Annotated in this window: 1 pseudogene; it reads left to right on the top strand. The window is 66.9% G+C overall.

The features are described 5' to 3' along the window. Positions 1-252 (top strand): annotated as a pseudogene (locus tag EXE44_RS18160) (hypothetical protein); the annotation flags it as partial. Positions 253-456 lie beyond the last annotated feature (204 nt).

The following is a 456-nucleotide window of genomic DNA, read 5'->3' as shown; positions in this document are numbered from 1 at the left end:
GGAAGTATCGTCACGAGCGGGCTGCTGGGGACGCTGTTCGCCGTCCAGAACCTCCGGCTGTTCCGCCGAGACCGAGCGGTCGCACTCGCGCCGGCGGCACTCACGCTCGTCTTCGGTGTCTGGTTCATGGCTGCGCCGCTGTTGTACACCGAAGTCGGGTTTCTCGCCACCGCCGGGACGCAGTTCGCCGGACTGCTCGTGGCCGCGTTCGCATTCTATATGGTCGTCGCACGGATCGCCCCGGGACGGTGACTACTGTCGGACCACTACGCGCCTACAGTCGGCGGGAGGGCCCCGATTCCTTCCCGTCGGCTCGGCCGCCCGCTCGCCAATAAGAGACGGGTAGTGAGTCGGTGAGCGTCAACAGAGCCGCGTCGTCCGGCGAACCGAAACGCCGTCGAGATCGGTAGAGAGCGTGTCAGGATCGGTTCACCGCGTGGTCGAGCCGGACCGCCT

The sequence above is a fragment of the Halorubrum sp. SS7 genome (assembly GCF_005435055.1).
GTDB lineage: Archaea > Halobacteriota > Halobacteria > Halobacteriales > Haloferacaceae > Halorubrum > Halorubrum salinarum.
Note: the sequence above shows the minus strand (reverse complement) of the source record. Positions and strands in the feature narration are given on the sequence as shown.